The sequence below is a fragment of the Methylobacterium sp. 174MFSha1.1 genome, from assembly GCF_900116815.1.
GTDB lineage: Bacteria > Pseudomonadota > Alphaproteobacteria > Rhizobiales > Beijerinckiaceae > Methylobacterium.
In genome coordinates this window covers 1-23,091 of record NZ_FPCB01000025.1, presented here as the reverse complement: position 1 = coordinate 23,091, position 23,091 = coordinate 1, and the positions used below count along the sequence as shown (strand labels likewise).

Sequence of the window (23,091 nt, the reverse complement as noted above, 5' to 3'; positions counted from 1 at the left end):
CATGCAGGCCCTCGCCGACATAGACGCTCCGCTGATCGAGACGAGTGTCGCGTCCGCGGGGACCTGCGACATCGGCGCGACGAGTACGCGGGGAGTGCTGATCACGGGCACCACCACCGTGACGTCGTTCGGGTCGAGGCGGTTCAGGCAGCGTTTCGTGCGCTTCGGCAGCGCCCTGATCCTGACCCACAACGCCACGTCGCTCATCCTCCCGGGCGCGGCCAATATCACCACCGCGGCCGGCGACACGGCAGTCGCGACCTCCGACGGATCCGGTAACTGGACGGTGCGGGACTACGCCCGCGCCACCGGCAAAGCACTCGCCGGCCCGGCGGCGGCCGACATCACCGACGCCAGTACGTCCGGCCGAGCCGTGCTGACCGGCACGGCGGCCTCAGGCGCGACGGCGCTCGGGCTCGGAACGGGCAACACCCCAACATTTGCAGGGCTCGCGACAACCGGCAGCATCGTCCGCGACGGGCCGGCCGGCACGTCGCGCAACATCCTCTTCACGACTAACGGCGTCGCGCGATGGGAGATCAATGCCGACAACGGTGCGGAGAGCGGCGGCAATGTCGGCACTAATCTCACGTTCAGTCGGTTCGACGATGCGGGAAATTTTCTCGGGACGATCTTCTACTGCCTGCGCTCGGACGCCCGGATGGTCTTCCCGAACGGTATGGAGACCCAGGGCGTCTTTCGCCACGCTTCGTACACGGTCGGCACGCTTCCCGCCGGGACAGCAGGAGGAACGGCTTTCGTCTCAAACGGCCGCAAGCCCGCTGAAGCGGCCGGCGCTGGGACGGGCGTGCTCGCCTGCTACTCGAACGGCGCGTGGCGGCGCCTCTCCGACGAGACCGCTGTGGTGGCGTGAGGGGATGCCGAGCGCCTCCGCGGCCCGAGCCTGACACTCTAACAATCCGGAGATCCTGATGACCGCGAGCACATTCGAGCGGGCGCTGCCGCTCGTCCTGAAGCACGAGGGTGGGTACGTGGACGACCCGGCCGACCCGGGCGGGGCCACCAACCTCGGCGTCACGATCGGCACGTTGAGCCTGTGGCTCGGCCGGCCGGCGACGAAGGCGGAGGTGAAGGCCCTCACCGTCACCACCGTCGCGCCGATCTACCGCCGGAACTACTGGGACGCGGTCCGGGCCGACGAACTGCCGCCCGGGCTTGCCTACGCGCTGTTCGACTTCGCGGTGAACAGCGGGAAGAAGCGGGCGGTGATCGGGCTGCAGCGGGCGCTCGGGATCGCCGACGACGGCGCGCTCGGGCCGCTCACCCTGGCGGCGGTGGCGAAGCACAAGCCGGCCGACCTGATCGACGCCCTGTGCGACGGGCGGCTGGCGTTCCTGCGGCAGCTGTCGACCTGGGCGCGGTTCGGGAAGGGCTGGGGCCGGCGGGTCGAGGATGTGCGCAAGGCGGCGCTCGCCATGGCGGCCGAGACCACGCCCGCGGCGCCGTCGAAGTGCCCGACCTGCGGCAAGGCGATGGCGGCCTGACCACGACCCGAGCCGGGCGGGCCCGCCGCGCGGAACTCCCCTCCTTACGGGGCAACTCCCCTCACAAGGTTACCTCCTATGACCCGCAAGCTCCTGCTCGCGGCGCTGGCGCTCGCCTGCCTCGCCGTCTCTCTTGTCCTACCGCTGGCAGCATTCGCCGCGGAGGTCGCGACCGTCGGCGATACCGCCCTGCCGCTCCCCTGGGGGCAGTGGCTCGGCGATCTCGCGCAGGCGGCCTTCAACGTGTTCCTGATCATCCTGCCGCCGCTCGCCGCCTGGGCGGCGCAGGCGATCCGGCGGCGCTACATCTGGGCCGGCCTCGTCCTGACCCAGACGCGCCTCGAGCAGCTGGCGACGGCGCTCGCCGAGCATGGTCTGAGCGCGGTCAAGGGGGCCGTGAAGGGTAAGCAGCTGAACGTCGAGCTCGGCTCGCGCGTCGTGGCCGCTGGCCTCGGCCGCGGAGCCGAGGCGGTGCCGCGGATCGTCTGGGAGCAGGCCGGCGGGGCCGAGGGTGTCGCGAAGTTGATCCTCCGCAAGCTGGATCTCGACGAGGACGCGGACGAGCGGGGTGTGCTGGGCCCGGCGCTGGCCTCGTTCGAGGCGTCGGGCGCGCCGCGATCGGCGCCGCGTTAAGGGTCGGCCGCCATGCTGTTCCCGGCCGGCCCGAGCACGCCCGCCCACCCGGCGGGCGCCTACAGCTTCAACCGCCTGTTCGAATGGGCCATGGCGGTCATGATGCTGCTGATCGCCGTGACGCTCGCGATGCCGGGCGACACCATGGAGCGCGCCTCGCTGAAGCCTCTTGCGGAGCACGGATTCAGCGAGGGCAACATGGCCTTCTTCTTCGGGGCGGTGGGCGTGCTGCGCGTCACCGCCCTCTGGCTGAACGGCCACATCAACAACGGGGTGACGCGGCCGAACGGCGCCAACATCCGGGCGGTGTGCTCCGGGCTCGGCGCCCTGGTGATGGCGCAGCTGACCCTCGCCCTGGTGGTCGACGCCTTCACCGCTGAGGCGCCGTCCTTCGTCATCCCGGTCTTCGGCACCCTGACCCTGTTCGAGGCCATCTCCTGCTACGTGGCGCGCCTCGACGCAGTCGATCGTCGCTCGCGACTCGGCAAGGCCCTCGCTGCGCTGGAGCGCGTGAAGTAGCATGGAGCACCTGATCGCACTGCTGCCCCTGCTCTCGTCGATGCCGGCGCTGCAGGTCTTCGTCGGCGGCGCCGTCGCCGTGACGTGCGTCGCCATGGTATTGAGGGCGAACAAGGACAAGCACGAGGTGCCACCCCCGGCGCCTGGTACGGTGGGTGACGCCATGGTGCATCTGCAAGGGCCTGCCGAGGTGCTGACCATTCTGCGGGATCTGCGCGAGATCGGCCGGCAGCAGGTCGAGCACCTGGCGCGGATCGCGGAATGCGTCCGGGTCACGCGGGAAGAGGCGAGGGCCCAGACCGATCTCTTGCGCAACATCGACCGGGAGCAGGTCATCCATAACCGGACCGTTGACCGGCACGAGTAGCTCACCGGAACCTGCCCCACCGCTGGCCCGTTAGCCGGCGGATCTTCATGTGGACCCGAGACCCGCCTTCAGCCCCGCCGGCAGCCGCCGAGCGGGGCTTTTTCGTTCATCGGCCCGCCCGCGTCTGATCCCCGTTCAATCGGTAGATCCGTTGCACCTTGAAAAGCGTCGTGCCATGAAAAGCTTGTGAGAAGAGTGTTCCCCGCAGGCGCGGGGATGAACCGGGCATCGAGCAGGCCTCGCCGGAGGCGATCGCGTGTTCCCCGCAGGCGCGGGGATGAACCGACAAAAGAGTACTGGAAAGCCCCCGGTGAGGGGTGTTCCCCGCAGGCGCGGGGATGAACCGTCGAGCCGCCTTCCGGCGTCTCGCCGCTACGCGTGTTCCCCGCAGGCGCGGGGATGAACCGTACGTCAACGATCTGAAGCGCGAGGCGGCCGAGTGTTCCCCGCAGGCGCGGGGATGAACCGTTGGTCGGGTGTGGACGTTCGACATCCAGGCGGTGTTCCCCGCAGGCGCGGGGATGAACCGTGGGCGATCCCGGACCTCGCGCGCTCGGCGGCGTGTTCCCCGCAGGCGCGGGGATGAAAATCAGAAGCCCGCCCGGGTCACCCCGCGGCGGGCTTTTCTATGAACGAGCTCGGTCTCGCGCGATCGGGCCACGTACCCTCTCGCGCGCGATCCCGATCAGGCAGCGGAGCGAGCGGTCTCAAGAGAGGGGACTGCGCCGGTTGCCTCGTCGGCGTGACCGGTCCCGGCGCTCGGCGCGTTCCAGCGCAGAAGATCCCGCTTCGCGACCTCGACCAGGAGCGTGACCTCCCCCTCGTCCCCTTCCTCATCTCCTTCCTCGTCTCCTTGCCACAGGCTCCGGGGCAGCAGCGCATCCCCATCGGTCCAGCGGTGCAGGCCGCCCGAGGCAAGCGGCTCGACCGGGTAGAAGCCCCGGCCCAGGCGCGCGTCGTCGAGGCCGATCTCACGCCGGACGCCTCGCCCGCCGCACAGCGCCAGCCGCTTGAGATCGACGCCCAGCCGGCGCCCGTCCCGGCTGTCGCTCACCCCCGACGGCGTGCTCGCGAGGGAGCGCAGTCGCACGTCGCCGCAACCTGCCGGCAACCGGAACCGTGCCGTCGCACCGTCCAGGATCGGGTGGATGACCTGGTCGCCGATCCCGACATGGAGCTCGGCGATCGTGTTCTGCTCGAGCGTCCAACCGTTCTCGAGTGCTTTGGCGCGAAGGCGGGCACGGATCTCGTCAACGAGCGGACCCTTGCCGACGAAGGGCCGGCAGAAATCGGCGTGGGTGCGGGAGGCCGCGTCCGCATCGGGGTGAGCCGCGAGGTCGACGACCGACCCTTGCGCGAAAAAGCGGCGGTTGCCCATGTCGAGGTAGCTCTCGGCGGGCAGGCCGTTGGCGACGAGCACGTCGTGGCTGTCGAGTTCGACGTGCCAGTAGGTGACGGTGTCGACCGCGACCTGGGTGATTGCGGCGCCGTTGACGAGGGCGGAGGCGGGGATGAGCACCTCGCCGTCCACGTCCAGGCAGATGGCGTGCCCAGGGGAAACCCAGAGATCCTGAGCGGGCTTGTCCGGGCCGAGCGCGTCCTTGCCGATGCGGACGGGCAGAACGGCGAGCGGATGGGGATGGTTGCGGCAGTTGAGAGTGCGGTGGCCGATCCAGCGGATCGCGCGCTGCTCGCCGGACGAAGTCACGGCGAGGTCGCCGACCTGGAGATGCTCAACTGCGACGTCGGTCTCGATATTGGAGCGCACTATGCGGATCACTGTTCCAGTGCAATAACAAGGTGTATAGCTATCATATTGAGGTGTAAATTCCTTATTATAACCGAGAGCTGTATTTGATGCGTAAAAGTAGTTACCATTAAGTTGTACCAATATTCCGTCCTGATAATGACCGATATACTTCCAAGTAATGTTACGAGATGGTTCGTATAAATTTTCGCCTGGCGTGAATATACCGTCTGTGTTGTTGTCTTTAAAAAAAGAATTCCTCTCTTGAACTGTAGCGCCTTGTGTCTCGAATATATTCGGCCGATAAGTATTACAGCCTTGGATATATTTAAAATTGTAATTAGTCACCGTCTCAACTCCAGCTAAAGTTGTTTATCTTTGACTTGTTTGCTAATCGAATGATTCGCTTGCATTTAAATGCAAGAGCGCCACATACATTTAGCAAAACATCGCGTTGTCTGCGCGTTACGCATCCTTTGACGTCATGTCGGACGCGCACTGACCCGCTCCGATCCTCTGCAACTACTGATCGCCTACCCGCACATGCCTCAGCGCGTGGATACAATCCATGCTGTGTTGGGCGTGTCTAGGTTGTTCAGGCCACAGGCCTTAGCAGATCGCTCATCCTGGACGTGATGCAAACTATTTGGGACGCATTGCTAAGTCCGACGCTGGCGGCTCAGCCGATCCAGCCTAGATGGGAGCGGCGCGTTGTAGCCCCCTCGTTGTGATGACAACTCATGTACATCGAGCTTCGTTGCGACTGGCCCCACCCCCTTCGGCCACGGCACGTCTTGGCCGACGACGGTCCTCACCCGCCGCTCACCTGCTCTGCAAAATCCTCCGGCACCTCACCGAACTGGCCGAGGATCGCGAAGCTCTCCAGCTCGCCCGTCTCGTCGTCCGCCACGATGCGCAGGGCCGCCGCGCCAGGCATCCGGCCAGAAATCGCCTCCGCCCGCTTGAGCGCTCCACTCTCCGTCGGCGCCACGTCCCGATTGCCCGGCCGCAGCCGCTTCCGGTGGATCTCGAACGTCTGCACCATGAACGTCGTCCGCATTCCCATGACGATCTCCCGAGCCTGTCATCCCCGCTCCGCACAGGCCCGAAGCGTGGCCTTGACCGGGAACCTCCGGCCTGTTTGTTCTATTTTCGTTCTAACACGGAGGGCGCGCGTGAGTCTCTATCGGGTCGGTGCGGAGGCGGCGGATGCGGGCGGGCTCGTGCGGATCCCGTTCATGCTCCCGACGCTCTGCGCCGGGTTCCCGAGCCCGGCCGAGGACTTCATCGAAGGTGCGCTGGAGCTTCCGCGCTGGCTCGTCCCGAACCCGCCTGCCACCTTCATCTGGCGCGTGCGCGGCTGGTGCATGAAGGGCGCCGGGATCCACGACGAGGATCTGGCCGTCGTTGACCGCTCTCTGTCGCCTGCCTCCGGCGCCGTCGTCGTGGCGGTGGTCAACGGCGAGATGAGCCTGAAGCGCTTGGTGATGACCGGCAACCGGCTCTCTCTCACGTTCGACAACCCGGAGATGGATCAGGACTTCGCCCTGGAGGACCTGGAAGAGGGGCTGCTCTGGGGCGTGCTGCTGTTCTCGGTGCGCTGGCACCACGTGAAGGCCCGCGCGAGCATCAAGCGATGAGCCGGGCGATCGCGCTGATCGACGGCAACTCCTTCTACTGCTCCTGCGAGCGCGTCTTCGACCCAAAGCTCGCCGGCGTACCGGTGATCGTGCTCTCGAACAACGACGGCTGCGCCATCGCCCGCACTGCCGAGGCCAAGGCGCTCGGGATCAAGATGGGCGAGCCCTTCTTCAAGATCCGCGATCTGTGCCGCCGGCAGAAGGTGCGCGTCTTCTCCTCGAACTATGCCCTCTACGGAGACATGAGCGCGAGGGCGAACACCGTCTACCGGCAGTTCGCGCCGGACGTGGAAATCTACTCCATCGACGAGAGCTTCCTGGACCTGTCCGACGTCCGCGAGCGCGACCGGGTGACTTTGGCGCGGGATCTGCGCTCGACCGTCCGGCAGTGGACCGGCCTGCCGACCTGCGTCGGGATCGGGCCGACGAAGACGCTCGCCAAACTCGCCAACCACATCGCCAAGACGGTGCCGGAGCTCGGGGGCGTGTGCGACCTCTCCGACGAGGCCGAGCGCGCTGCCTGGATGATCGGGATCTCGGTTGGAGAGGTCTGGGGGATCGGGCGCGCCTCGCTCGCTCGCCTGGAGGCCATGGGCGTCGACACGGTGGCGGACCTGCGCGACCTCGATCCCCGCCCGGCGCGGCAATCGCTGACGGTGGTAGGCGAGCGCATCATCCACGAGCTACGCGGCCGGGCCTGCCTGCCGCTTGAGATCGTGCCGGCCAGGCGGAAAGGATGCGCCGTTACCCGCTCGTTCTCGTCCCGGATCACCGAGCGGACGGTGCTGGAGCAGGCGGTGGCAGCGCACGCTACGCGCCTCGGCGAGAAGCTGCGGCGCGACGGGCTCGCCGTCTCGGCCGTCACGGTCTTCTATCACACCAGTGAGCACGACCGCGGCGACCCGATGCGTTCGGTCTCGAAGGTGGTGCACCTGCCCGAGGCGACGAACGACACCCGCCACCTGATCGACGCGGCGATCCGCGGTGTGGCGATGACCTGGCGCGAGCAGGGCCCGACGCCCTGGCGCTACAGCAAGGCGGGGCTGGTCACTACCGACCTCGTGCCGCTCGACGAGGCGCCCCGGCCGCTGTTCGACGCGCACGACCGAGAGAAGTCGGGCGCGCTGATGGCGGCGATGGACGCCTGCAACAGCCGGTTCGGCCGCGGTGCCGTGGTGCCGGCTCGGGCGGGGCTGGTAGAGAAACGCACCTGGTCGACCAAGTTCGAGATGCGCTCGCCGCGGTTCACGACGCGGTTGAGCGAGGTGCCAACGGTGAGTGCGGCCGTTCAGTGAGTTCGCCTGCACAGTGGCAGTGCAACCGCTGCTATGGGTGTATAGCAGACATGAGGCACACCGGCCACTGTCGCAATATGCGAGATGCGACCATGACGAACGAGAATGCAGAGACGTGGAACCACCACGGCAGGCGATCATTGGCCTAGCAGTCACACCAGCCTGCCGCTCCAAAGCCGCTCGGCTGGCGTCACGGGCGGGCCGGGTCTCCGTAATGGAGGAAAACGCCCCGGCCCGCCTTAACATGGTCTAACCCTTCCGCAAGGGTTGTCCGCAAGTGAATGGAATACAAAACCTTTGTCGTCTCGCCTTCCCGATCACGCTTTCGGCGAGACTGGCGGGCCGGGTCTCTTCGGAGGGAACACCCCGGTCCGCTACCATCCCGTGAGAGTGGTTATACCTGCACAAGAGCGAGCATCAGCAACAGGTGGGACGTGGACGCTTTCCTGGCGGGGTACGCCTGCTATGATGCTGTATGCACGAAGGCGAAACCGAACTCGATATGGTCAGGCGGCACGTCGAGAACGGTGCCCGGCACATCGCGAAGCAACGCGCCCTCATCGCTCACCTGCGCCGGAAGGACTTGCCGACGAACGAAGCGGAGGCGCTCCTTGCCGCCTTTGAGGACCTTCAGCGTCAGCATCAGGACCACCTTGCGCGGATTGAAGCGCACGGAAGCGAGGGGGCCGCATAGGGTGGGAAGCGGCGGCTCGTAGCTCGAGGGACGATCAGCGCCACTTCGCGGGACGGGGAGAGCCCAATCGGCTACGATCCTCGGACCATGTGCAACCTCTATAGCCAAGCCCGTTCCCAGGACGAAATCAGACGCACCTTCGCGGTTGATCGCGACGAGGCCGGCAACCTGCCGCCGCTGCCTGGGATCTTCCCTGACCAGATGGCGCCTGTCGTGCACGCCGCCGACGGCGGGCGGGTGCTGACGATGATGCGCTGGGGCTTCCCGCCACCGCCGAAGGTTGGCACCCAGCCGGTCACCAACGTGCGCAACCCCGCCTCACCCTACTGGCGACCCTGGCTCAAGCCTGCGTTCCGCTGCCTGGTGCCGGTCACCTCGTTCAGCGAGTACGCCGACACCAAGCCGCGCAAGACGCCGGTGTGGTTTGCCCTCGACGAGAGCCGGCCGCTGTTCGCCTTCGCGGGGATCTGGCGGCCCTGGACGGGCGTGCGCGGCCCGAAGCGGGATGAGCCCGTGCCAGAGGAGCACCGGCTGTTCTCGTTTCTCACAACAGAGGCGAACGGCGTGGTTGGGCCGGTACACCCGAAGGCGATGCCGGTGCTGCTCACCACCGTGGAGGAGTGGCGCACCTGGCTTGAGGCGCCGGCCGAGGATGCGCTGCAGCTGCAGCGACCGCTCCCGGACGAGATGATGGCCGAGGTGGCGCGAGGCGCACGTCACGACGAGATCTGAGTGATAACTGACGTAGCCGTTACAAGATGGAAAAAGAAGGCACCCACGCCTAGTGGTTATTTGTGGTGGAGGTGATCGGCGTGGGCGCACCCCTCATCTCGAGGTAGGCAGCATAAGCCTATCGGAGGTGAGTGGGTTGCGCACGCCTCGATTGGGTTAGGTCCTGTCATATGCATGACGCAGGTTACGCGACCGGTGCCAGCAGGATCGCGGTCTTGATCGCGTTCCGCTGCTGGGGCGGTGTCACGCCATCCCGCGCCAGCACCTCCGTGCTGTATGCGTTCGCCAGGACGGCCGCGGCGACGTCGAGGCGCTTGTCGCCGATCTTGAGGATGGCCGGCGCCGACGGGTCGGCGAGGTAGGCAGCGATCGCCGCGTCCAGCTGCTCGCTGGTCAGGAGCTTCGCTCGGAAGGCTTCGCCGCCTGTCATCGCTTCGTCTCCCAAATCGGGATCATGCCCTGCTGCTTCACCGGCTCGTACCGATAACTGGATGTGAGTTTCAGCGAGGCGGTGGGTGAATCGGCCCACGATGGGGGCGCAAGGTCAGCCCCCAGCGGATGGCAGCGCCCCGCAGCAGAAAACCCGCCGTCGAGCCAATCAGCGCTGGCCATGGGTCGAGCACGCCGGCGTCTCTGAGCATCACGAACAATCCGGCCGCAACCACTGCGGCAGTGACATAAAGCTCGTGCCGGAGCAGGACCGAAGGGACCCCAGCCGTGATGTCGCGGATGACACCTCCGAGACAGGCTGTAGTGATCCCAGCCGCAGCGGCAGAGATGGACGAGGCTCCGAACTGCAGAGCCTTGCCAGCCCCGTATACGGCGTAGGCAGCCAAGCCGGCGGCGTCGAGCCATTCGAGAGCCTGTTCCGGCCACCAGCGCAGTGGCACTGCCCAGGCGGTGAGAGCCACGAGGACGCAGAGCACCACAGGCGCGGGATCTCTCATCCAGAAGACCGGCGCCCCAATCAGGAGGTCGCGCAAGGTGCCGCCGCCTGTCGCAGTGATGAGGGCGAAAAAGCAGGCCCCGACGATGTCGAGCCGCTTGCGGACTGCTGCCAGCGCGCCCGAGGCAGCGAACACCGAGAGACCGGCGATGTCCAGCCAGGGAAAGATAGGCTCAAGTGCGATCGGCAAGGGTAAGTTCTCAGCTCTCTGCAGCGAGGAGGGGCCTGTCACCTCCGCACTGGCGCCAAGTGCCAGCAGTTACAGAGCTTCGCAACCGGTTGGGTGTGCCGTTCTGGGAGGCCGACTGAAGGCACAGGGGAGTGCGACCAGCTATAGGCTGGCGAGGCCGCGGGACCAGGAGAGGACGGTTGAGGGGAGGGGAGTTGGCATGCTGAGCATCTAACTCACCGCCAACTCCCCGGCCAGATACGGCTCATAGCTACCACATAGAGCGCGTTTGCGATGAGGACCGGAATTCAACAAAATCAGACAGTTAGTACCGCTTCCCAAGCTGAATGTCGTCGGTTCGATCCCGATCGCCCGCTCCACCTTTCGACCCCCATTCTGCGAAATGGTCCGGGAGTTAGTGCGCCTACGGCAGTTGGAGCGCCTGACAGAACGGCACGATCGGGTCGGTTAGGCGTCGGGCTGGCATGGCACGCCCGCTTCTTCCCGACGATCTCCGGGCTGCAATCGCGCCGCTTCTTCCACCACACCCATCTCGCCCCAAGGGCGGCGTCCTCGGCTCGACGATCGCGCCGCCCTGACCGGCATCCTGTTCGTGCTGCGCTCCGGCACTCCCTGGGAGATGCTGCCGGCCGAGATGAAGTGCGGCTGCGGGATTGAGCTGCCGGCGCCGGCTGCGCGACTGGCAGGCTGCCGGCGTGCGGCAGCGCCTGCATCAGGTACTGCTCGAGCGCCTCCGTGCGGCGGGCGAGATCGACTGGAGCCGGGCGATCGTCGACGGCGCGAGCGTGCCGGCGAAAAACGGGAGTCTGCCGCTGGCGCGAACCCGACGGACCGGGGCAAGGCGGGGACCCAAGCGTCACCTCGCCACCGATGCGCGCGGCACGCCGCTCGGCCTCGTCCTGACGGGCGCCAATTGCCACGACAGCCCGCTGATGGCTCCGACGCTGGACGCGCCCGTCTGTGCGCAGCGGGCGGCGTGAACGCCCGCGCCGGCGACCCGACAAGCTGCACGCCGACAAGGCCTACGAAGCCCGCGTGCGGCGGCAGGAGGGCCGGGCGCGCGGGATCACGTCGCGGATTGCCCGACGCGGCATCGAGAGAAGCGACAGGCTCGGGCGGCACCGCTGGGTGGTCGAGCGCAGCCATGCCTGGTTCAACCGCGCCCGCCGCTCGCCCGTCCGCTACGAACGGCGCGCCGACATCGACGAGGCCTTCACGCTCCTCCAGGCCAGCATCATCATCCTCCACCAGATCGAGCGGTTCTGTTAGGCGCTCCAAGCCCAGGGCATCGACGGAAGCTTTCGTTGCCGTTTCCGGTCAAGTCCGTGTAGCGGTCTGGCCCGTCGATGCGGATGGTGGCGCGTTCCGTCACGCGTTCGGGTTTCGGGCTACCGTCCTGGCGGCAATCCTGCTCGATCTGGTAGATGTCATTCTGCGTCGAAAGCACCCGACCTCGGCAATCGGCCGCCTTCGCGCTTCCGAGACCCCGGCCGTCGTAGGTGCGCAACTCGGCATTCGGCGGGTTCTCGCAATCGGTTCCGACGCCGACATAGGCTCCGTGGCGCAGCGGCAGGGTGTCGGCCGACGCGTATCCTGTGCTCAGGAAGAGCAGGCAGGCCGTCAACAAACGATTATTCATCGGATCGGTCCGTTGCTGTTGAAAGTCAGTATCGTGGTTCAATGTCGGCTCAAGCGCCGGCCGGTCCGAACAGCCGGGTGAGGAACTCGTAATAGACTGGTTGCTTCTGATGCAGCTCGTCCCGGGTGAAGGGTTCGCGCGCCAGCTTGCCGTGCAGGTAGACGCTCGCGGTCATCGCGAAGAACTCGGCCTGGTTCTTCAGCAGATAGGCACCATCCGGGTAGAAGCCGCCGGTCCTGGCGCGTCGATAGAAGGTCAGGATGTCTTGGTTGTTCCGCCCACCGGGCAGCTTCCGGAAATGGTAGACGTGCATGTATTCGTGCAGCAGGATCGGGCGCTGGTCGTTGGGGTTGTCGACCGCAATGGTGACGCTCTCGCCGCCGCTGTAATGGCTGCCCGCGCCGGAGCCGGACCTGACGACGACCGGGAAGCGCCTGAAGAAGGCTTTCACGCCCTCGTCGAGGCTCGTCGCCTCGACGATGTCGACCTGGTGCTCGGCGGCGCGGCGGAGCTGGCCGATCTCCGCGTTCGCGACGTCCTGGGCGATCTCGATGCGGTACCCGCGGTAGGACTCGGATCCGTCGCCGAACTGAGATGCCCCGGCTGGCGCTTGGCGCGGCATCGCGTGCACCGAACCAGCCGGCAAGAGCATTCCTCCGGCGATGACGAGAGCCGTCGCGACGTACCGGATCAATGATGCGGGGCGGGATGGCGCCATGGGTCTCGGACCTTCCTCCGTCGCGGACCCTCGTGGCCCGGCTCGTGATGCGGTGAACCTTCGCGCGCGCCCCGATCCCGGATGTGACGGGACGCCGGCGCCGTGTAACGTTTTGTGACAGACACGCTTTGCGCGTTGCCGCACGGTCGCGACCGTCTATCCTCGCGGCATGACCGACGGCACCACCATCGCCATCGTCGAGGACGACGACGACATCCGCACGCAACTGGCCGGCTACCTGGAGAACGAAGGCTTTCGTGTCGTCACCTTCGACGGGGGCGCCGGCCTCGACCGGCGGCTCGCGGCGGGGCCCGCCCCGGACCTGATCGTCCTCGACTGGATGCTGCCGGGCGAGGACGGGCTCTCGATCTGCCGCCGCCTGCGCGAGGGCGGCGGGCCTCCGGTCGTCATGCTCACCGCCAAGGACGAGGACATCGACCGGGTGCTGGGTCTGGAGATGGGGGCCGACGACTACGTCTCGAAGCCGTTCAACCCGCGCGTGCTGCTCGCCCGCATCCGCGCCGTCCTGCGCCGGGCCGCCGGCGGCAGCGCCGCGGCCGCCGGACCGGCGTCCGAGCGGTTGAGCGTCGCCGACCTCGTCGTCGACCTCGCCGCCCGCAGGGTGACCATCGGCGAACCGGCCGTCGAGATCCCGCTCACCAGCGCCGAGTACGACCTGCTGCACTGCTTCGTCACCCGGCCGCAGCGGGTCCTCTCCCGCGACCAGCTCCTCGACTGGACCCGTGGCCGGACCGCCGACATCTTCGACCGCACCATCGACGTCCAGGTGAGCCGGCTGCGGCACAAGCTCGATGCGGCCGGCAGCCAGGCGGCAGGCCAGATCAAGACGGTGCGCAATGCCGGCTACATCCTGGCGGCACCGGTGACGGCCGTCGCACCGTGAGGGCGCGCATCGGGCTCCTCGGGCGGATCATGCTGGTCCTGCTGGGGGCGCTCTCGCTGCTCGTCGTGGCCACCTTCGGCATCGACCGGTGGCAGCGCAGTCAGGAGCAATGGCCGTACGCCTCCCGCTTCCCCCGCCTCGACCAGGCGGCGGGCATCATGGCTCTCATGAGGGATGCGGATTCTGCGCGAAGACCCGCCATCCTGCGCGCCGTGAACGGCGAGGCCCTCAAGGCCGAGATCGTCGATGCGCCGCCCGACGTGACCGGGTTGATCCGCGAGCCGGTCCTCGAGGCGCGCCTGCACCGCCTGACGGGCGAGGGCGACATCCGCGCCTTCACCGAGACTGCGATGCTCTACCGGGACGATGGCCCGTCCGATGCGGGGGCCGCGCACCGGCAGCGGCCCATCGGCAGCCTGGCCCTGGCCACATACCGATTGCCGGACGGGCGCATCCTGGTCGTGTCCGCCATCATCGGACATCGCTCGCCCATGCCCTGGCTGCTCGGCCAGCCCTTGAGCCTGTGGGTCGCCGTCCTCGGCGTCGCAGTGGCCTTCCTCGTCACGGCCGGCGCCCGGCATGAGCTCGCCCCGCTCCGGCGCCTGACCGATGCGGTCTCCCGGTTCGACGGCCGCTCCGCCGAGCCGGCGCTCGTCCCCCAGGGCGCCCCGGAGATCCGTCGCCTCGCCCAGGCCGTCCAGGCGATGCAGGACCGCATCGTCGGCCTGATGGGCGAGCGCTCGCTGCTGATCGGAGCCATCTCGCACGACCTCAAGACCTACCTGACGCGCATGCGCCTGCGAGCCGAGAGGATCGCCGAGTCCGAGCGGCGGGATCGGCTGGTCGAGGATCTCGATACGATGACGGCGCTCATCGAGACCTCGCTCGGCTTCGCCCGCGGGACGGCCGCCGAGGTCGGGCGTGCTCCCGTGGACCTGGCCGACATCGTTGCGGTCGAGGTGGCCGAGCACGCGGCGCAGGGTGCCTGCATCAGCCTGTCGGGCGAGGAGGTGCAGGATGCGATCGTGGCCGGCGATGCCGTCGCGTTGCGTCGGGTGATGGCGAACCTGATCGGCAACGCCGTCAAGTTCGGGCGCTCCTCCGTCGCCGTCGTGGTGCGACGGACGGAATCGGCCTGCCAGGTCGTGGTCGAGGATGACGGGCCGGGCATCCCGGAGGGGGAGCGGACGTCGGTCTTCAGCCCGTACTACCGGCTCGAGCGGTCCCGGAACCGGCGGACCGGCGGGACCGGTCTGGGGCTCGCCATCGCGCGACAGATCGCCGAGGCGCATGGCGGCACCATCGTGGTCGAGGTGGCGTCCTCGGGCGGTGCACGCCTCGTCGTGACCCTGCCGGCCTTGGCCTGACCGCAAGTCACGAGCCGTCAGCGAGCGTCACACACCGTTACGAGCCGGCGCGGACCCGTCACATCGGGGCACAGCGCGAGGGCGAACCTTCGAGCAGCCCGACGCGGCAGGAGCGCCGCCGGGACACGGGATGGCATCGGGCCGGTCCCCATTCATTCGAGAAGGAACCCTTCGATGCTGAAGATCCTCGCCCCCGCCGTCCTGCTGGCGGCTCTTTCGGTACCCGCCTCGGCCCTGCCGCTCGTTCAGGATGCGGTCTCCACGGGCCCCGGCGACGCGCAGATCATCCAGGTCTATGGCGGCTGCGGACCCTACGGGCACCGGGGGATCTACGGGTATTGCCGGGCGGGCGGCCAGTGGGGCGGTTACGTGCGCGGCGCCTCCTGCCCGGCCGGCTACCACATCGGCCCGTACGGCCGCCACTGCTGGCCGAACTGATCGTCCCACCCCTGGAACCCGACGCGTCCGGCCGCGGGCCGGACGCCCATGGAGCGCGCCACGATCCGCAAAAATCGTCATGTCCATCGCCCTCGCGTCGGGCGTCTTGCTCACCGCTCCCGCGGCTCGGGATGATTGCGGTCCCGGTTTCCAGCGCGGCCAGCCCGCTCCGTTCCATCTCCGGCAGTTCGACCGCGAGCGGATCCGACGTTCCCAGCAACCAGACCGCGTCACGCCGCGTAGACAATCCCCGGATCGTGCCCCCATGCGAGGACGTCACGCGCACGATCAGGTCCTGCCCAGCTCTCGAATAAGGTGTTTGGGCCACATTGCCTGCATGATGGCGCGGAGCGAGAGCGACCTTGGCGAGCAGGTTTCAGGAGCCAGCCGGCGCCGGATGAGCCGGGAAATCGGCGAGGTGCATTTCACGAGCGCCAGAAGGGTCTCTTCGGCGACTCTCACGTTCATGGAAGAAGGGTCGATGAGGGCAATGTCGATCGCCCGCTCGGCCGCGTCCCACAACTCCGGAGCGGCTGGTCGACTGCCGCCCATGATGCGGGCGCAGTGCAGCGCATCGTAGGCTTGGATGGCGGATTCGATGCGGGTGAGGCCGAATTCCGGGCGCTCGACATCGAACCAGACGACGATCGGCCTGTTGAAGTCGTACGCGGGCATAGGCTCCTCCAGGTCGTCACTCGTTATTTCAACCTTTGGTTGTTTAAAACGTTCAGCACGGCAACCGGAGCAACGATCTGTTGGTTGCCGGATTATGAAGCCGGTTCGCGGCAATCGAGTCGAACGCGATGATGGCCGTGGGGACGGATCGTATCCTGGGCACCGTTACCCCATCGCCCGCCGCACGGTCCCGGGGCGTCCGGGCGGCGCGAGGGCCGGTCCCGACACGCGCCCGCGCGTCACCGGTCGTCGGCGGCCGCCGGACGAGGAAGGGCCACAACCGAACCGGGACGTTCATGACCGCGGTGTCGCCGCCAATGTCCCACGGAGCCGCTGTCCCGCGGGTCGGAAGACCGAGTTGGTACAACCGGAAAGCGACTTTGCCGCCGGTCACCTGGTAGCGAAGGCAGCCCGCGTCGCGCTGAGCCCGGTCGTCGCTGGGCTTCCGCCGGGTGCTTCGGGACCAATGTGAGACCGTGCAAGGATGAGCCGCGTCCGGGTCGGGCGGCTATCCGACGGCGAAGCCGCATGATGTACTGTCTTCTTTCTAGGGCTTGCCGGCGGCGTAACCCTCGCCGCCATATATAGAAATATTATGCGTGTATATCGTGCACAATAATAGTGTATTTATGGAAATTATATTCATGTATCATCTTGTATTGTGCAATAATTAATGAATTGCAAATATAATTCATCGATACAACAAATGGGATTTACAGGACGTTCTCACCGCCAGCCTGATTTTGGTCATAATTCCTGACCTGAGAGCTCAACAGGGCATTAACCATAAAATTTATAACCAGGGGTTGTGGAGTTGAGGTCGGGCCCGCGCTTGCCACTATGAATTGCAGATCGCAAAAACAGGTTGCAAACGCCATGGCCACGCAGACCTTCGAGAGCTCCCTCAACGCCACCGGCAACCCCCTGAACATCGGGGGTTTCAACTACGCCTTCCGAAACAATGCCGGAGCCACCACAGGGACCTTGAGCGTCGCCCGGACGGGCCTGTTCGGCGACGCCTCGCTCGGCCTGAACAATGCCATCGGCGGTTACCTCTCGATCGCGCAGACCGGCGGCGGCGCGTTCGCCCTCGACAGCCTCGTGGTGGACCGGCTCCTGTCGGTCGCCGGCAACACGATCTTCGTCGGCTACCGGAACGGCGTGGAGGTGACGCGGCAGCTGAACAGCAACCTCATCGGCATCGGCGACCAGACGGTGAGCTTCACGGATCCGGCCTGGCAGAACGTCACCGAGGTCCGGGTCTACTCGCGCGATCTCGTCGACGTGGATATCGGCTTCGGCTTCAGCCTCGACGACATCGTGACCTCTGCCGCCGACACGACGCCGCCCGGCGCTCCGACGCTGAGCACGGGCGCGGCGGCGACGCCCAACCGGACCCCGACGCTGACCGGCACCGCGGAGGCCGGTTCGACGGTGACGATCCTCAACGGCGGCGCCGTGCTCGGCACGACGGTGGCAGGGGCGAACGGCTCCTTCTCGTTCACGCCGACGACGCCGCTCGTGGACGGGACCTATTCCCTGACGGCGACCGCGCGCGACCCAGCCGGCAACACCAGCGCGCCCTCCGCGGCCCTCGGGCTGCAGATCGACACGCTCGCTCCGGGTATCCCGACCTTCACGGCCGGCACCGCGCTGACGAACAGCACGAGGCCGACGCTGACCGGCCGGGCCGAGGCCGGCAGCACGGTCACGCTGCTCAACGGCACCACCGTGCTCGGGACTGCCATCGCGGCGGCGGACGGGAGCTTCAGCGTCACCTCGACCGTCACCCTCGGCCAGGGCACGTACAGCCTGACGGCGCGGGCGCAGGACGCCGCCGGCAATCGCAGCCCGATTTCCGCGTCCCTGAGCCTGACCATCGACACGGCCGCGCCCGCGGTGCCGACCGTGACGGCTCCGAGCCTGACCAACAACCCGACCCCGACCATCACCGGCAATGCGGAGGCCGGCAGCACGGTCACGGTCTATGACGGCACCGCGGCGCTCGGCACCGCGGTCGCCGGCGCCGACGGCACCTACGCCTTCACGCCCACGAGCCCGCTCGCCGCCGGCACCTACACCCTCACGGCGACCGCCACCGATCCGGCGGGCAACACCAGCGCACGTTCCACGGCGGCCCTGACGGTGATCGACCTCGCCGCGCCGCCCGCCCCGACGCTGAGCGCGGGCGTGACCGCGACCGCCGACAACACCCCGACGCTGACCGGCACCGCGGAAGCCGGCAGCACGGTGACGATCCTCAACGGCACCGCGACCCTCGGCACGACGGTGGCAGGGGCGAACGGCACCTTCTCGTTCACCCCGACGACGCCGCTCGCCGACGGCGCCTATTCCCTGACGGCGACCGCGCGCGACCCGGCCGGCAACCTGAGCGCGGTCTCCGCCGCCATCGGATTGCAGATCGACGCGACCCCGCCGGGCGCCCCGGCCTTCGTCTCGGGCGGCGGCCTGACCGGCGACTCGACCCCGACCGTCACCGGCACGGCGGAGGCGGGCAGCACGGTCACGCTCCGCGACGGCACCACCGTCCTCGGCACCGCGCAGGCGGACGCGAACGGCAGCTTCAGCATCACGCCCACGACGCCGCTCGCGGAGGGCGCCTACACCCTCACGGCGACCGCCCGCGACGCGCTGGGCAACGTGTCCGCGGCCTCGGCGGGCCTGGCCGTGCAGATCGACCTCACCGCCCCCGTCGCGCCGGTGGTCGCGCCGCTCGGGTCCACGAACGACAGCACCCCGACCCTGACCGGCACTGCGGAGGCCGGCAGCACGGTCACGCTGTTCAACGGCACCACCTTGCTCGGGACGACGACGGCGCTCGGCGACGGGACGTTCACGTTCACCCCCGGCGTGGCCCTGGCCGACGGCACGGCGAGCATCACCGCCACGGCGCGCGACGCGGCCGGCAACGTCTCGAGCCCGTCCGTCGCCGTCAACGTGACGATCGACACCGGCATCCCCGCTGCTCCCGTCTTCGACGTCCCGTCGCCCACCAACGACACGACGCCGGCCCTCACCGGCTTCGCCGAGGCCGGCTCCACCGTCACGATCAGCCTCAACGGCGCCGCTCTCGGTACGACTACGGCGCGCGTTGACGGCACTTTCTCGTTCACCCCCGCTGCTTCGTTCTCCGACGGCATCACCATCCTGACTGCCACCGCCCGCGACGTGGCCGGCAACGTCTCGGCCGCCTCCGGCGTCGCGACGGTCGCGGTCGATACCGGCGCGCCCGCCGCGCCGGTGCTCGCGCCGCTCGGGGCCACCAACGACAGCACCCCGACCCTGACCGGCACCGCGGAGGCCGGCAGCACGGTCACGCTGTTCAACGGCACCGCCGTGCTCGGCACCGCGACGGCGCTCGGCGACGGCAGCTTCTCGCTCACGCTGACGGCACCGCTGCCGGAGGGCACCACGACCCTCACGGCCACCGCCCGCGACATCGCCGGCAACGTCTCGGCGCCCTCCGTCCCGCTCAGCGTGACGGTCGACACGGCGGCCCCGGGGACGCCGGTCATCACCCCGCTCGGGCCGACCGGCGACGCGACGCCGACCGTCTCCGGCACCACCGAGGCCGGCTCCACCGTCACGATCAGCTCCAACGGCGCCGTTCTCGGCACAGCGGTGGCGGGCGCCGACGGCACCTTCTCGTTCACCCCCGGCGCCGCGCTCCCCGACGGCACCACCACCCTGACGGCCACCGCCCGCGACCTCGCCGGCAACGTCTCGCCGGTCTCCGCCGGCGTCTCGCTCACCATCGACACCACCGCCCCGGCCGCCCCCGCTCTGGCCTCGGTCCCGCTCACCGGCGATGCGACCCCGACGCTGACCGGCACGGCCGAGGCCGGCGCGACGGTGACGATCCTCAACGGCACCGCCGTGGTCGGCACGACCACGGCGCTCGGCGACGGCACGTTCTCGTTCACCCCGACGGTGCCGTTCGCCGACGGCATCACCAGCCTCACCGCCACCGCCCGCGACGTGGCCGGCAACGTCTCGGCCGCCTCCGGCGTCGCGACGGTCGCGGTCGATACCGGCGCGCCCGCCGCGCCGGTGCTGGCGCCGCTCGGGCCGACCAACAGCCCGACGCCGACCCTCACCGGCACCGCCGAGGCCGGGGCGATCGTCGCTGTCTCGAGCGGCGGCACGGTGCTCGGCACCACGACGGCGCTCGGCGACGGCAGCTTCTCGCTCGCGCTGACGGCGCCGCTGCCCGACGGCGCCACGACCCTCTCGGCCACCGCCCGCGACGCCGCCGGCAACGTGTCCGTGCCGTCCGCGCTCGTCACGATCACGGTCGACCGGACTGCCCCCGGGACGCCGGTCCTCGATCCGGCCGGCCTGACCAACGACGCGACGCCGACCATCACCGGCACTGCCGAGGTGGGGTCGATCGTCACGATCAGCGGCAACGGCACCGTGCTCGGCACCGTGACGGCGGGTCCGCAGGGCAGCTTCTCGCTCGCGCTGACGACGCCGCTCCCCGAGGGCGCCACCGCCCTGACCGCCAATGCCCGCGACGCCGCCGGCAACCTCTCGGCCGATTCCGCCCCCGTGACGCTGACGGTCGACACCGGGGGCCCCCTCGCGCCGACGCTCGCCTCGATCGCGTCCACCAACGATGCGACCCCGACCCTCACCGGCACGGCGGAGGCCGGCGCCACGGTGACGATCCTCGACGGCGCCGCCGTGCTCGGCACGACGGTGGCGCGCGCCGACGGCACCTTCGCGTTCACGCCGACCGCACCGCTCGCCGAGGGCGTCACCAGCCTCACCGCCACCGCGCGGGACGCGGCCGGCAACCTCTCGCCCGCCTCAGCCGTCGCGACCGTCGCGGTCGACACCCTGCCGCCCGGCGCGCCGACCCTCGCGCCGGTGACCGATCCGCCCATCGACGCGACCCCGACCTTCACCGGTACGGCGGAGGCCGGCGCCACGGTGACGATCCTCAACGGCACCACCGTGCTCGGCACGACCGTGGCGCTCGGTGACGGCAGCTTCTCGCTGACGTCGACCGTGCCCCTGCCGAACGGCACCTCGCAGATCACCGCGACCGCGCGGGATGCCGCCGGCAACGTCTCGGGGCCCTCAGGCGCCCTTGCCGTCTCGATCACCACCGGCACCGCGGGCTTCCTGACGCTCGACTACCTGGCGCCGACCAACGATGCGACGCCGGTCATCAGCGGCAGCGCCACCGCCGGCGACGCGATCGTCATCACCCTCGCCGGGACGCCGATCGGCATCGGCACCGCGGGACCGGACGGACGGTTCAGCATCGAGGTGGCTCCCCTCGGCGCGGGAGCCCAGACCCTGGCGGTGACCGCGACGGACCTCGACACCGGCGGCGGGACCGTGACGGCGACGCTCGAAGTGTTGATCGACCTCACCGCGCCCGCGGCCCCGACCCTCGCCGCCTTCGCCGGGCCGACCAACGAGCCGCTTCCGGTCATCCGCGGCAGCGGGGCCGAGGCCGGCTCCACGGTCACGGTCACGGCCGCGAACGGCACCGTCGTCGTCGGTACCGCGCTGGCCGACGCCGCCGGCAACTTCGCGGTCACGCCCGCCGCCCCGCTGGTGGACGGCACGCTCGTCCTCCAGGCCACCGCCCGCGACGTCGCCGGCAACATCTCCCTCCCGTCGAGCCCGGTCGCCCTGGAGGTCGACCTCACCCCGCCGGCCGCGCCCACGGTCGATCCGCTCCGGCCGACCAGCGACGCGACGCCGACCATCACCGGCTCGGCCGATCCGGGCTCGGTCGTCCTGGTCTCGGTCAACGGGACCGAGCTCGGGAGCGCGGTGGCGAACGCCGCCGGGACCTACGCCTTCACGCCCGCCGCGCCCCTCGCGGACGGCCCGATCTCGATCACCGCGATCGCGCGGGACGCCGCCGGCAACCTCTCGGCCCCCGCGACCGCGGTGGCGAGCCTCATCGACACGATCGCGCCCGCCGCACCCGTCCTCACCACCCCCTCGGGCACGATCGACGTCAACACCCCGACCATCACCGGCAGCGCCGATCCGGGCGCGACCGTCATGGTCAGCAGCAACGGCACCGTCCTCGGCACCGTGACCGCCGGCGCGAACGGCCTGTTCTCCCTCACCCCGGGCCAGGCCCTGCCGGACGGCACGGCGGTGATCACCGCCATGGCCTACGACGAGGCCGGCAACGCGTCCGCCGCCTCCCCGGCGATCACGCTCGCGATCGATACCGTGGCGCCGCCGGCCCCCGCCTTCACCATCGGCTCGGGGTCGACGGTCGACAACACGCCCACCATCACCGGTACCGCGGAGGCCGGCGCGACGGTCACCATCCTCAACGGCGCCGGCGTGCTCGGCACCGCGGTGGCGGATGCCGCCGGCGTGTTCACCTTCACGCCCGGGACGGCGCTCGCGGACGGCCTCTATACCCTCACCGCCACGGCCCAGGATGCCGCTGGCAACACCGGACCGGCCTCCGCCGCCATCACCCTCGGCATCGATACCGGCGTGCCCCCGGCGCCGGTGCTCGACCCGGTCGCCGGCGCGACGCGGGACACCACGCCGACCCTCACCGGCACCGCCGAGCCCGGCGCGACCGTGACCTTCCTCGACGGCACGACCGTGCTCGGCACGGCCCTCGCGGACGGGACCGGCGCCTTCAGCTTCACCCCGGCGACGCCGCTGGGTGACGGCACCTACGCGCTGACCGCGACGGCCACCGACGCGGCCGGACAGGTCGGGCCCGCCTCGCCGACCGTGACCCTCGTCATCGACACCGCCGCACCCGCGGTGCCGGTCGTGACGAGCCCGGGCGGGCTGATCGCCGACGCCCTGCCTTCCGTCACCGGCACCGGCGAGGTCGGCACCACCGTCACGCTGTTCGACGGCACCACCGCCATCGGCACCGCGACGGTCGATCCGAACGGGACCTTCACGGTCACCCCGTCGACCCCGCTGGCGCAAGGCCCCCACAGCCTCTCGGTCCAGCTCACCGACGCGGCCGGCAATGCCAGCGCGGCCACCGCCCCGCTCAGCCTCGTCGTCGACACCCTGGCGCCCTCGGCGCCCGTGATCACCAGCGCGGG

General features: G+C 69.0%; 20 protein-coding genes, 1 pseudogene and 1 CRISPR repeat array. Of the genes and pseudogenes, 13 read left to right on the top strand and 8 right to left on the bottom strand.

Annotated elements, in window-relative coordinates; genetic code table 11:
* Window position 1: 1 nt before the first annotated feature.
* From BM430_RS21360 to BM430_RS21340, 5 genes are all read left to right on the top strand, one after another.
* Window positions 2-874 (top strand): hypothetical protein, encoded by an 873-nt coding sequence (locus tag BM430_RS21360; RefSeq protein WP_093569261.1) that lies wholly within the window; start codon window positions 2-4, stop codon window positions 872-874.
* A gap of 58 nt (window positions 875-932) precedes the next feature.
* Window positions 933-1,505: a glycoside hydrolase family 108 protein gene (locus BM430_RS21355; RefSeq protein ID WP_093569260.1), complete on the top strand. Its 573-nt coding sequence runs from the start codon at window positions 933-935 to the stop codon at window positions 1,503-1,505.
* Window positions 1,506-1,583: 78 nt separating this feature from the next.
* Entirely contained in the window at window positions 1,584-2,138 is a 555-nt protein-coding gene (locus BM430_RS21350) for a hypothetical protein (protein ID WP_093569259.1), read from the top strand.
* Window positions 2,139-2,150: 12 nt separating this feature from the next.
* Window positions 2,151-2,657, top strand: coding sequence for a hypothetical protein (locus BM430_RS21345; RefSeq protein WP_093569258.1), 507 nt, complete (start codon window positions 2,151-2,153; stop codon window positions 2,655-2,657).
* Window position 2,658: 1 nt separating this feature from the next.
* Window positions 2,659-3,024, top strand: coding sequence for a hypothetical protein (locus tag BM430_RS21340; protein WP_093569257.1), 366 nt, complete (start codon window positions 2,659-2,661; stop codon window positions 3,022-3,024).
* Between the two features lie 195 nt (window positions 3,025-3,219).
* A CRISPR array of direct repeats spans window positions 3,220-3,614; the repeat unit is 29 nt; unit sequence GTGTTCCCCGCAGGCGCGGGGATGAACCG.
* 95 nt (window positions 3,615-3,709) lie between these two features.
* On the opposite strand, the gene BM430_RS21335 is transcribed toward BM430_RS21340, so the two are convergent.
* Window positions 3,710-5,119 (bottom strand): Hint domain-containing protein, encoded by a 1,410-nt coding sequence (locus BM430_RS21335; RefSeq protein ID WP_093569256.1) that lies wholly within the window; start codon window positions 5,117-5,119, stop codon window positions 3,710-3,712.
* A gap of 463 nt (window positions 5,120-5,582) precedes the next feature.
* Window positions 5,583-5,837: a hypothetical protein gene (locus BM430_RS21330; protein WP_093569255.1), complete on the bottom strand. Its 255-nt coding sequence runs from the start codon at window positions 5,835-5,837 to the stop codon at window positions 5,583-5,585.
* 109 nt (window positions 5,838-5,946) lie between these two features.
* Here BM430_RS21330 and BM430_RS21325 point away from each other — a divergent pair, with 109 nt between their 5' ends.
* Window positions 5,947-6,411 carry a LexA family protein gene (locus BM430_RS21325; RefSeq protein ID WP_244539603.1) on the top strand — a complete coding sequence of 155 codons (465 nt, stop codon included), beginning with the start codon at window positions 5,947-5,949 and terminating at the stop codon, window positions 6,409-6,411.
* Window positions 6,408-7,706 carry a Y-family DNA polymerase gene (locus BM430_RS21320; protein ID WP_093569253.1) on the top strand — a complete coding sequence of 433 codons (1,299 nt, stop codon included), beginning with the start codon at window positions 6,408-6,410 and terminating at the stop codon, window positions 7,704-7,706. The genes BM430_RS21325 and BM430_RS21320 overlap by 4 nt, the downstream gene beginning before the upstream one ends.
* 463 nt (window positions 7,707-8,169) lie before the next feature.
* On the opposite strand, the gene BM430_RS34825 is transcribed toward BM430_RS21320, so the two are convergent.
* A complete protein-coding gene (locus BM430_RS34825; RefSeq protein WP_177303130.1) occupies window positions 8,170-8,349 on the bottom strand; it encodes a hypothetical protein in 180 nt (59 codons plus the stop codon).
* Between the two features lie 138 nt (window positions 8,350-8,487).
* On the opposite strand from BM430_RS34825, the gene BM430_RS21310 reads away from it, so the two are divergent.
* Entirely contained in the window at window positions 8,488-9,132 is a 645-nt protein-coding gene (locus BM430_RS21310; protein ID WP_093569251.1) for an SOS response-associated peptidase, read from the top strand.
* 184 nt (window positions 9,133-9,316) lie between these two features.
* Here BM430_RS21310 and BM430_RS21305 read toward each other — a convergent pair whose 3' ends face one another.
* A complete protein-coding gene (locus tag BM430_RS21305) occupies window positions 9,317-9,562 on the bottom strand; it encodes a hypothetical protein (RefSeq protein ID WP_093569250.1) in 246 nt (81 codons plus the stop codon).
* 70 nt (window positions 9,563-9,632) lie between these two features.
* Entirely contained in the window at window positions 9,633-10,268 is a 636-nt protein-coding gene (locus BM430_RS21300) for a trimeric intracellular cation channel family protein (protein ID WP_244539602.1), read from the bottom strand.
* A 464-nt stretch (window positions 10,269-10,732) separates the two neighbouring features.
* On the opposite strand from BM430_RS21300, the pseudogene BM430_RS21295 reads away from it, so the two are divergent.
* Window positions 10,733-11,537, top strand: a pseudogene (locus tag BM430_RS21295) (IS5 family transposase).
* On the opposite strand, the gene BM430_RS34155 reads toward BM430_RS21295, so the two are convergent.
* Together BM430_RS34155 and BM430_RS21290 are read right to left on the bottom strand one after the other, a co-directional pair.
* Entirely contained in the window at window positions 11,506-11,907 is a 402-nt protein-coding gene (locus tag BM430_RS34155) for a hypothetical protein (RefSeq protein ID WP_143132094.1), read from the bottom strand. The pseudogene BM430_RS21295 and the gene BM430_RS34155 sit on opposite strands and share 32 nt — an antisense overlap.
* A 49-nt stretch (window positions 11,908-11,956) precedes the next feature.
* Window positions 11,957-12,625, bottom strand: a complete 669-nt coding sequence (locus BM430_RS21290; RefSeq protein ID WP_143132093.1) for a hypothetical protein — start codon at window positions 12,623-12,625, stop codon at window positions 11,957-11,959.
* Window positions 12,626-12,794: 169 nt separating this feature from the next.
* Between BM430_RS21290 and BM430_RS21285 the strand changes: the two genes are divergently transcribed.
* The 3 genes from BM430_RS21285 to BM430_RS21275 all read left to right on the top strand — a co-directional run bounded on the left by BM430_RS21285 (window position 12,795) and on the right by BM430_RS21275 (window position 15,334).
* Entirely contained in the window at window positions 12,795-13,529 is a 735-nt protein-coding gene (locus tag BM430_RS21285; RefSeq protein WP_093569248.1) for a response regulator, read from the top strand.
* Window positions 13,526-14,896 carry a sensor histidine kinase gene (locus tag BM430_RS21280; protein WP_244539601.1) on the top strand — a complete coding sequence of 457 codons (1,371 nt, stop codon included), beginning with the start codon at window positions 13,526-13,528 and terminating at the stop codon, window positions 14,894-14,896. Before BM430_RS21285 ends, BM430_RS21280 begins: the two co-directional genes overlap by 4 nt.
* Window positions 14,897-15,070: 174 nt before the next feature.
* Entirely contained in the window at window positions 15,071-15,334 is a 264-nt protein-coding gene (locus BM430_RS21275) for a GCG_CRPN prefix-to-repeats domain-containing protein (protein ID WP_093569247.1), read from the top strand.
* Window positions 15,335-15,622: 288 nt separating this feature from the next.
* Here the strand turns inward: BM430_RS21275 and BM430_RS34820 are convergent, their stop codons facing one another.
* Complete coding sequence (locus tag BM430_RS34820; protein WP_093569246.1) at window positions 15,623-16,009, bottom strand: hypothetical protein; 387 nt, start codon at window positions 16,007-16,009, stop codon at window positions 15,623-15,625.
* An 876-nt stretch (window positions 16,010-16,885) separates the two neighbouring features.
* On the opposite strand from BM430_RS34820, the gene BM430_RS34145 reads away from it, so the two are divergent.
* The coding region (locus BM430_RS34145; RefSeq protein ID WP_244539600.1) for an Ig-like domain-containing protein at window positions 16,886-23,091 on the top strand (6,206 nt) is incomplete at its 3' end.

Coding starts and splice junctions, on each gene's coding strand:
- BM430_RS21360 (WP_093569261.1), top strand. CDS start 2: ATGCAGGCCCTCGCCGACATAGACGCTCCGCTGATCGAGACGAGTGTC.
- BM430_RS21355 (WP_093569260.1), top strand. CDS start 933: ATGACCGCGAGCACATTCGAGCGGGCGCTGCCGCTCGTCCTGAAGCAC.
- BM430_RS21350 (WP_093569259.1), top strand. CDS start 1,584: ATGACCCGCAAGCTCCTGCTCGCGGCGCTGGCGCTCGCCTGCCTCGCC.
- BM430_RS21345 (WP_093569258.1), top strand. CDS start 2,151: ATGCTGTTCCCGGCCGGCCCGAGCACGCCCGCCCACCCGGCGGGCGCC.
- BM430_RS21340 (WP_093569257.1), top strand. CDS start 2,659: ATGGAGCACCTGATCGCACTGCTGCCCCTGCTCTCGTCGATGCCGGCG.
- BM430_RS21330 (WP_093569255.1), bottom strand. CDS start 5,837: ATGGGAATGCGGACGACGTTCATGGTGCAGACGTTCGAGATCCACCGG.
- BM430_RS21320 (WP_093569253.1), top strand. CDS start 6,408: ATGAGCCGGGCGATCGCGCTGATCGACGGCAACTCCTTCTACTGCTCC.
- BM430_RS34825 (WP_177303130.1), bottom strand. CDS start 8,349: ATGCTGACGCTGAAGGTCCTCAAAGGCGGCAAGGAGCGCCTCCGCTTC.
- BM430_RS21310 (WP_093569251.1), top strand. CDS start 8,488: ATGTGCAACCTCTATAGCCAAGCCCGTTCCCAGGACGAAATCAGACGC.
- BM430_RS21305 (WP_093569250.1), bottom strand. CDS start 9,562: ATGACAGGCGGCGAAGCCTTCCGAGCGAAGCTCCTGACCAGCGAGCAG.
- BM430_RS34155 (WP_143132094.1), bottom strand. CDS start 11,907: ATGAATAATCGTTTGTTGACGGCCTGCCTGCTCTTCCTGAGCACAGGA.
- BM430_RS21290 (WP_143132093.1), bottom strand. CDS start 12,625: ATGGCGCCATCCCGCCCCGCATCATTGATCCGGTACGTCGCGACGGCT.
- BM430_RS21285 (WP_093569248.1), top strand. CDS start 12,795: ATGACCGACGGCACCACCATCGCCATCGTCGAGGACGACGACGACATC.
- BM430_RS21275 (WP_093569247.1), top strand. CDS start 15,071: ATGCTGAAGATCCTCGCCCCCGCCGTCCTGCTGGCGGCTCTTTCGGTA.
- BM430_RS34820 (WP_093569246.1), bottom strand. CDS start 16,009: ATGCCCGCGTACGACTTCAACAGGCCGATCGTCGTCTGGTTCGATGTC.